Genomic DNA, 9,626 nt, shown 5'->3' on the forward strand with positions numbered 1-9,626 from the left:
ATCATATATTTATTTCAAATCAAAACGATCTGCATTCATCACTTTATTCCAAGCGGCAACGAAATCATGTACAAATTTATCTTGCGCATCAGCTTGTGCATAAACTTCTGCTACGGCACGTAATTCAGAATTTGAACCGAATACTAAATCCGCACGAGTTCCTGTCCATTTTGGTGCTCCAGTTTTACGATCAGATCCCATGTAGATTTCTTTCGTTTCATCTGTCGCTTTCCAAACAGTACCCATATCCAATAAATTCACAAAGAAATCATTTGTCAATTGACCTGGACGATCAGTGAAAATACCATGTTTCGAACCATCATAATTCGCATTCATCGCACGCATTCCACCAACTAAAACTGTCAATTCTGGAGCAGTCAACGTTAACAATTGTGCTTTATCAATCACCAATTCTTCTGTCGAAACAGATCTTCTTGTGTTTTTGCGGTAGTTTTTAACCCCATCTGCAATTGTTTCTAAGTACGCTACAGATTCAACCTCTGTTTCCTCTTGCGTTGCATCTCCACGACCTGCTGCAAACGGAACTGTAATTGTTTTTCCAGCATCTTTTGCTGCTTTTTCAATCGCTGCATTTCCTCCTAAGACAATTAAATCGGCAATCGAAACTTGTTTTGACGAATTCGCTGAATTAAATTCTTGTTGAATATTTTCTAAAGCTGTTAAGACTTTATTCAATTGAATTGGATTATTTGCTTCCCAATTTTTCATTGGTTCCAAACGAATACGCGCACCATTCGCTCCTCCACGTTTATCCGATCCACGGAAAGAAGAAGCCGAAGCCCAAGCTGTAGAAACCAATTCTGAAACAGATAATCCTGAAGCTAAAATTTTCGCTTTCAAATCAGCGATATCAGCCTCGTCAATTAATTCATGCGTAACAGCTGGAATTGGATCTTGCCAAGTGAATACTTCATTCGGTACATCTGCACCTAAATAACGAGAAAGTGGTCCCATATCACGGTGCGTTAACTTGAACCACGCTTTACGGAAAGCATCTTCAAATTCTTCTGGATGTTCCAAGAAACGACGTCCAATTTTTTCGTAAGCTGGATCCATGCGTAACGCAATATCCGAAGTCAACATCGTTGGTCTTAATTTTTTTGAAGCATCATGCGCATGTGGAATAATTTCGCCTACATCTTTTGCTACCCATTGATGAGCACCTGCAGGAGATTTTGTTAATTCCCATTCGAAACCAAATAAATAACTTAAAAATAAATTTGACCATTCTGTTGGTTTACTTGTCCAAGTTACTTCAATACCAGATGTAATTGTATCACCTGCATTTCCTGTTCCGTACGAGTTTTTCCAACCCAAACCTTGCATTTCCAAATCAGAAGCTTCAGGGTCTGGTCCTACATGATCAGCCGAAGCCGCACCATGTGTTTTTCCGAAAGTGTGACCACCGGCAATCAACGCCAATGTTTCTTCATCATTCATCGCCATACGCGCAAACGTATCACGAATATCGCGTGCAGAAGCCAAAGGGTCTGGATTACCATCTGGTCCTTCTGGATTCACGTAAATTAATCCCATTTGTACCGCAGCCAACGGATTTTCTAAATCGCGATCACCAGAATAACGGCTATTTGCACCACCACTCTCTTCTAACCATATTTTTTCAGAACCCCAATAAACATCCATATTTGGTTCCCAAACATCAGCACGACCACCAGCAAAACCTAACGTTTTGAATCCCATCGACTCTAATGCTACATTTCCTGTTAAGATAATTAAATCTGCCCACGAAATTTTATTACCATATTTTTGTTTGATAGGCCAAATTAAACGACGCGCTTTGTCCAACGAAACGTTGTCTGGCCATGAGTTAAGCGGCGCAAAACGTTGCTGTCCTTCACCTGCTCCACCACGACCATCTTGCACACGGTATGTACCCGCACTATGCCACGCCATACGAATGAAAAATGGACCATAATGCCCAAAATCTGCTGGCCACCAATCTTGAGAATCAGTCATCAAAGCTTTTAAATCAGCTTTAACAGCTTCTAAATCTAATTTTTTAAATTCTTCGGCGTAATTAAAATCTTCCCCCATTGGGTTCGATTTGTTTGAATGTTGACGTAAAATATCAACTTTTAATTGATTTGGCCACCAATCTTGATTTTGTGTTCCTTCTCCTGCCACTGGTTTTGACATTGTACCATTGTGGAAAGGGCATTTTGAAATATCACCTCCTTGATTCTCCATGAATACTATTTTTTTATGTTTAATAATTTTTGTTTTGTAAATATCATAAATATAGTAATTTGTCTTATCAATTAAAAATCAAATTGTTTTATCAATCAATCAATTTATTTTATATAGAATGTAAATTAAATAGTTATTAATTATATTATAAAAATTGATTCGTTTATTTTTAATGAGTAAAGAGATTTCGAGAATCCTCTAGCTTTTAAGTTTATATCTGTATCAAGATAAAACTACATTTCACATAATATCAATGCATAGAAATTTTCAATCTTAACTTCAATATATCTTAACATCGTAAAATTATTATAGTCAAAAAAATGTTTATACATTTGTAACAATGAAATTTATAATTCTCATAATTGCATTATATGTTAATGTTCTATCATTTGTTCCGTGTCAGGATACAAATAGTAATGGAGCACTAACTTCTATGGTACATAGTGAGAATGAAACACCTAATCATAAAGATCAATGTAGTCCTTTGTGCGTTTGTAATTGTTGTCAAATTACAATTTCATCAATGAAATTTACACGATTACTAAAAACTCCTAAAGTTTTTGAACCAAATACTTCCAAGAAAATACAATTCAAAAAGAATACAATTCAAAACCAATTGTATGCCGATATCTGGCAACCTCCTAAAATAAATATTGCTTAACGAGACGATTTCTTTTTTCGTCTACACATTGATTTCAATTGATATAAAATTGAAGTCAACACTTTTCTGTGCTCATTTATTTTGATAATAAGTGGGTAATGTTAATACAATTAATCAAATTATCTGTGTTAGATAAAATCATAAAATTTAGTATCCAAAACAAAATTGTTATTGGAATTATGACTGTATTGTGGATTATCTGGGGCGTATGGAGCGCAACAAAATTGCCAATAGATGCGGTACCCGATATTACCAACAATCAAGTCCAAATTATTACGGTCAGCCCTACTCTAGCTGGTCAAGAAGTAGAACAATTGGTCACTTTTCCAATTGAGCAAAGTATTGCGAATATTCCTGATATCGAAGAAACAAGAAGTATTTCTCGTTTTGGTTTATCTGTGATTACGGTAGTGTTTAAAGAAGATGTAGATATTTATTTTGCGCGTCAATTAGTCAACGAAAAATTAAAAGAAGCACAAGAAGACATTCCGCAAGGTGTTGGCATTCCCGAATTATCACCTGTGAGTACTGGTCTTGGAGAAGTCTATCAATATATTTTACATCCTAAAAAGGGAAGTGAGAAAAAATACAATTCAAAACAATTGCGCGAAATGCAAGATTGGATTGTTCGTAGACAATTAAACGGAACGCCTGGTGTTGCTGAGATCAATAGTTTCGGTGGAGAATTGAAGGAATACGAAGTTGCTTTAGATCCGAATAGATTGCGCGCAATGGGAATTAGTGTATCGGATATTTTTGATGCCTTAGAAAAAAATAATCAAAATACTGGAGGAGCTTACATCGATAAGAAGCCAAATGCTTACTTTATTCGAGGAATTGGAATGGTAACTTCTTTAGATGATGTAAAATTAATTCCTATAAAAAATGCGACGGGAACTGTTTCTATTTTTATAAAAGATGTAGCTGATGTAAGACTAGGACATGCCATACGATACGGAGCAATGACTTACAATGGTGAAGTAGATGCTGTTGGTGGTGTTGTGATGATGTTAAAAGGTGCGAATTCTAATGAAGTAGTTAATCTAATTAAAGAAAAAATACCAACAATTCAAAAATCGTTACCAGATGATATCGTCATCGAGCCTTTCCTTGATCGAACGAATTTAGTAAATCGTGCAATTAAAACAGTAGAAAAAAATCTGATCGAAGGTGCATTAATTGTCATTTTTGTATTGGTTATTTTTCTTGGTAATCTAAGAGCTGGTTTAATCGTTGCATCTGCCATTCCTCTATCCTTATTATTTGCATTAGGAATGATGAATGTTTTTGGTGTGAGTGCGAATTTAATGAGTTTAGGAGCTATTGATTTTGGATTGATAGTCGATGGAGCAGTTATTATTGTAGAAGCGACTTTACATCATCTAGGGCTTAGAAAATCAACGCATCGATTAACCCAAAAAGAAATGGATGAAGAGGTTTTTCTTTCAGCTTCAAAAATTAGAAATTCAGCCGCATTCGGGGAAATCATCATACTTATTGTCTACATTCCTATTCTTACTTTGGTTGGTGTAGAAGGAAAAATGTTTACACCAATGGCTAAAACAGTTGGCTTTGCAATTCTAGGCGCATTGATTCTTTCGTTAACGTACATCCCAATGATGAGTGCTTTATTTTTATCAAAAAAGCCTACTCTCAAAGCTTCTTTTTCAGATAAAATGATGGTGAAAATCCATAAAGTTTATGAACCATTATTAGAAAAAGCAATCCGAATCAAATATTGGTTAGTTGGTATTACTGTTGCAATTTTTGCAGTATCAATTATTCAATTCAGAAATATGGGTGGCGAATTTATTCCACAATTACAAGAAGGTGATTTTGCTTTTCACTGTATTTTACCACAAGGAAGTTCCTTAACCCAAAGTTTAGAAACATCCATGCAAGCTTCTCGAATTTTAAAAGAATTTGATGAAGTAAAAATGGTCGTTGGTAAAACAGGTTCCGCTGAGGTTCCTACAGATCCTATGCCTCCTGAAGCAACAGATATGATTGTGGTTCTAAAACCAAAGGACGAATGGAAACGTAACATTTCTTATGAAGAATTAGGTGATGAAATGATGGAAAAACTAGAGGTTATTCCTGGTGTTTTCTTTGAAAAAAATCAACCAATCCAAATGCGTTTTAATGAATTGATGACAGGAATTCGACAAGATGTAGCTGTCAAAATTTTTGGCGAAAATTTAGATTCTCTCTCTTATTATGCAGATAAAACCTCAAAAGCAATTCAATCTGTTGAAGGTGTTACAGCGCCACAAGTGGAACGCGTAAGTGGTTTGCCTCAGATTAATGTTGAATATGACCGAATCCGAATGGCAAATTATGGATTAAACATTCAAGATGTAAATGATATGTTGAGTACAGCATTTGCTGGAAAAACAGCTGGACAAGTTTTCGAGAATGAACGACGCTTTGATTTGGTTGTTCGATTGGATAGTGCGCATCGAAAAAGCATTGATGACATTAACAATTTAATGATTCCTACAAGTTCTGGTAATCAAATTCCGATCTCTCAGGTGGCAAATGTGAGTTATAAATTAGGCGCTTCACAAATTAGTCGCGAAGAAGGAAAACGAAGAATTGTAATTGGTTTCAACGTAAAAGATCGCGATGTACAATCGGTTGTAAAAGATATTCAGACAAAATTAGACAATGAACTCAAATTACCTTCTGGCTATTATTTCACCTATGGAGGGCAGTTCGAAAATCTGCAAGCAGCTAGTCAACGTTTGATGATTGCTGTACCAATCTCCTTATTATTAATTTTTATGTTATTGTATTTCACATTTCATTCATTCAAACAAGCAGCATTAATTTTCACAGCAATTCCAATGAGTGCAATCGGAGGTATTTTTGCATTAATTATTCGCGATATGCCATTTAGTATTAGTGCCGGAATTGGTTTTATTGCTTTGTTCGGAGTAGCTGTTTTAAACGGGATTGTTTTAATTGGAACATTCAATCAATTAGAAAAAGAAGGAGAAAAAAATATTCTAAAACGAATAATGGAAGGAACCAATATCCGATTACGACCAGTATTAATGACAGCAACAGTTGCATCGTTAGGATTTTTACCGATGGCAATTTCCACAGGCGCAGGTGCCGAGGTTCAAAAACCTTTAGCAACAGTTGTCATTGGAGGATTAATCACAGCTACTTTTTTAACCTTATTTGTATTACCAATGTTATATTTAATATTTAATTCAAAACTTCCGAAAATAAAATTGAATTCAAAAAATTCACTTCCATTCCTTGTCATCGGAATGTTTTTGATGGGACAATCTATTCAAGCGCAAACTCTTTCAATTAATATTCAAGAAGCTCAACAAATTGCAATTGAAAATAATCCATTAATCAAAGCAAATGAACGAAGTATTTCATCAAGTGAAGCTTTAAAAGGAACCGCAAATGAATTACCAAAATTAAATGTGGAAGCACAACTTGGGCAATATGCGAGTCCAAAATTTGATTATGGTTTATCTATTTCTCAAAGTATTCCATTTCCAACGATTTTTAAACACCGAAAGGCAGTGTTAGAATCAGAAGTGAATAACAAGAAGATACAAAAGGAAGTGACAACAAACGAATTGTTGAAACAAGTGAGAACCTATTTCTATCAGATCGAATATTTAGAATATAACCATGATCAACTCGAACAATTAAATAAACTTTATTTAGAATTTATTCGAATTGCTTCGGTTCGATTTAATGCAGGTGATATTAAGAAAATCGAAATTAATACAGCAGAAACACAACAAGGAGAAATCAATTTGTTGCTGAAACAAAACAAAGTGTATTTAGCAAATGCGTACAAAAATCTAAACGTATTATTGAATACCGAAGAGAATTTTACAATTACCAAAGAGACAAATTATATTCCATTAAAATTGAGTGGAATTTTAGACGGTTCTACAATTGATAATAATCCTACTCTCAAAGCTTTTTACCAACAGATGGAAATTACAGAACGAAACAAAGAAGTCGTAAAAGCCGAAGGTTTACCAGAATTTTCACTTGGTGTAAACAGTTTATCGATGATTGGAATGCACGAAAAAAATGGAGTACAAAGGTATTACAATGGCCTTGATCGTTTTACTTCTGTAAACCTTGGTGTTGCAATTCCATTAACGTTTGGTGCTACAAAGGCAAAAATCAAAGCTTTGGAATATGATAAACAAGCCATTCAAGAAACAGCCAATTTTCAAAAACAACAGTTAACGATTCAACTTGATAATTCAATTAATCAATATCAACAAGATTGGGAACAATATGAGTATTATGTAAACCAAGCCATTCCAAATGCAGAAAAAATTGTAAAAGCAGCTCAATTGGGTTATAAAACTGGTGAAATTTCGTATGTCGAATATCTTTTTGCCTTACAAACCGCAACGGATATTCAATTAAAATATCTTGAATCGATACAACAAGTCAATCAAACTGTTGTCAATATTAATTCTATCATCAATCAATAAAATGAAAAAAATAAAGATTATTATCTATAGCGTGTTAGCCATATTATTTCTAAGTAGTTGTACCAAAGAAACAAAAACGGAACAACCAATCGAGGAAAAAAAAGCTGAGCACGAAGAAGCGCCACAAACAGTTGCTACGCTAACAGAAGAACAAATGAAGGCTGTTGGTGTAAAACTGGGAACTATTGAAGTAAAGGAGCTAACGGCTATGATTAAAGCAAATGGACTTTTGAATGTTCCGAATAGCAATATGGCAAGTGTTGCATCTATGTTTGGTGGAGTAATACAAACATTGCCAATTCAGGAAGGTTCGTATGTCAAAAAAGGACAAGTAATTGCGACAATTTCAAACCCAGAATTTATTATTACACAAGAGCAATACTTAACTGTTTTGAGTCGAATTACCTATGCAGAGCAAGAATTTAGACGACAAAAAGAATTGTTTGATAACGATGCTGGTGCAAAAAAGAATCTTCAGAACTCTTCTGCCGAATTGAAAACATTACGTTCTCAAAAAGCATCTTTATCTCGTCAACTTCAAATGATGGGAATTAATCCTTCTAAAGTAACCAATGCAAATTTGAGAAATGGAATGGTAATTACAGCACCAATTAGTGGAACAGTAAGTAAAATTATTGCGCAAATAGGAAGTTATGTAGATGTCTCATCTCCCGTCGCTGAAATCATTGATAATAGTTCTATTCACTTAGATTTGCAAGTTTTCGAGAAAGATTTACCTAAAATGAAAGTTGGTCAAGTCATTCAATTTGAATTAACAAACAATCCAGGAAACAGTTACGAAGCAGTCGTGTACAGTATTGGTTCTTCTTTCGAAAATGAAAGTAAAACCATTGCAGTACATAGCAAAGTACGAGGAAATAAATCTGGATTGATAAATGGAATGAATATTACAGGAGCCGTAAGCTTAAGTAATTCCTCTACACCTGCTGTTCCCAATGAAGCAATTGTAGAAGCGGATGGTAAATTTTACATCTTTGTCAAAACAAACAAAAAAGTAGAAGAGCATACAGACGAAGAAAGTAAAGATCCGAACGAAAAGAACAAAGAACATAAAAATGAAAAATCGATAAACTTTGAAAAAATCGAAGTTGTAAAAGGTTCTTCAGATATGGGTTACACAGCTATTACAACCGTAAATGAAATTGATCCAACTACACAGATTGTTGTAAAAGGAGCCTTTTTCGTTAATGCTAAATTAAGTAATTCTGGCGATCACGGACATTAAAAACAATTCAAATAAATTGAGTTGTTCCCCTAACTAACTTCCAATAAAAAGTCCGATAAACAATATGTTTATTGGACTTTTTATAGTTGTAATAAATAAGTAACTATTTAATTCGTAATTCAAAAATCTCAAATACTTTTTAATAATTCGTTATCATCGTCTAATTCTTCGATACAACGTTTTACAAACGTCACTCAGACTGACGCGATACTGAGAAGCTGAAATAAATTCAACTTGACGAATCGTTGTCATTTAAAAAAATATTTGAAATAAAGAATTTGAGATTAAGAGGAGGAGCCATGGTATGGCTCAGGTATTCCTTTTCTTTTATGTCACTTTTTTTCGTCAAAAAAACTAACGAAAAAAGACTTGGCCGTAAACCTCTCTACTAAAAATGTTCTCATTTCACTAAAGATTTTAAAAACCCTACGGGCTAAAACCTTTTTTACGTTTTATTCAACCATTTTCTTAACGTGTGAGTTTTAATGCCGGGTTTTCATCCTTTTTCAATATTCAAATCCACTTTCAACAAAGAATTTATAAACTGTTATTGCTGAAAAGTCGAGTGTCAATTCGGCGTAAAGAGCGTTAAAAATGATTTACTGTTCACATTTTTATGTGAATGATTTAAAGCATTTAGCGAATAGCCATTATTGACCGACTTGTAAGCACGGACTTGATTTTTTGATTACTTTTTGATCAAGACTTCCCCAAAGGGTATATGAATTCATTTGAAAACAATAATAACCCATGAATAAAAAGTAATAAATAAAGAACTACTAATTATTCTCTTATTCACGTAATTATGTTCAGAACCTCAACTCGTTGTTATTTTGAAGTATCGAGAAATCTATTACTTTCATTTTTTATTCATGGTCTTTTTTATTTTATGAATATTGAATTCATATGCCCTTCGGGGAAGCTCATCCAAAAAACATTTGAAATTAAAAATTTTGAGATTAAGAGGAGGAGCCATGGTATGGCTAGATCGGAAGAGCGTCGT

4 protein-coding genes are annotated in these 9,626 nt (G+C 34.1%); 3 read left to right on the forward strand and 1 reads right to left on the reverse strand.

All coding sequences use genetic code 11. From position 1 onward, the window contains the following. Nucleotides 1-9: 9 nt before the first annotated feature. Nucleotides 10-2,229 (reverse strand): catalase/peroxidase HPI, encoded by a 2,220-nt coding sequence (gene katG, locus B3I31_RS01930; protein WP_286474491.1) that lies wholly within the window; start codon nt 2,227-2,229, stop codon nt 10-12. Nucleotides 2,230-2,569: 340 nt separating this feature from the next. On the opposite strand from katG, the gene B3I31_RS14585 reads away from it, so the two are divergent. From B3I31_RS14585 to B3I31_RS01940, 3 genes are all read left to right on the forward strand, one after another. After that, entirely contained in the window at nt 2,570-2,890 is a 321-nt protein-coding gene (locus B3I31_RS14585) for a DUF6660 family protein (protein WP_409410643.1), read from the forward strand. 125 nt (nt 2,891-3,015) lie between these two features. Next, nucleotides 3,016-7,377: a CusA/CzcA family heavy metal efflux RND transporter gene (locus tag B3I31_RS01935; protein WP_291087434.1), complete on the forward strand. Its 4,362-nt coding sequence runs from the start codon at nt 3,016-3,018 to the stop codon at nt 7,375-7,377. A 1-nt stretch (nt 7,378) separates the two neighbouring features. Then, complete coding sequence (locus B3I31_RS01940; protein WP_291052294.1) at nt 7,379-8,623, forward strand: efflux RND transporter periplasmic adaptor subunit; 1,245 nt, start codon at nt 7,379-7,381, stop codon at nt 8,621-8,623. The last annotated feature ends 1,003 nt before the right edge of the window (nt 8,624-9,626 follow it).

Origin of the sequence: Empedobacter sp. UBA3475, from assembly GCF_002378465.1 — a bacterium.
GTDB lineage: Bacteria > Bacteroidota > Bacteroidia > Flavobacteriales > Weeksellaceae > Empedobacter > Empedobacter falsenii_B.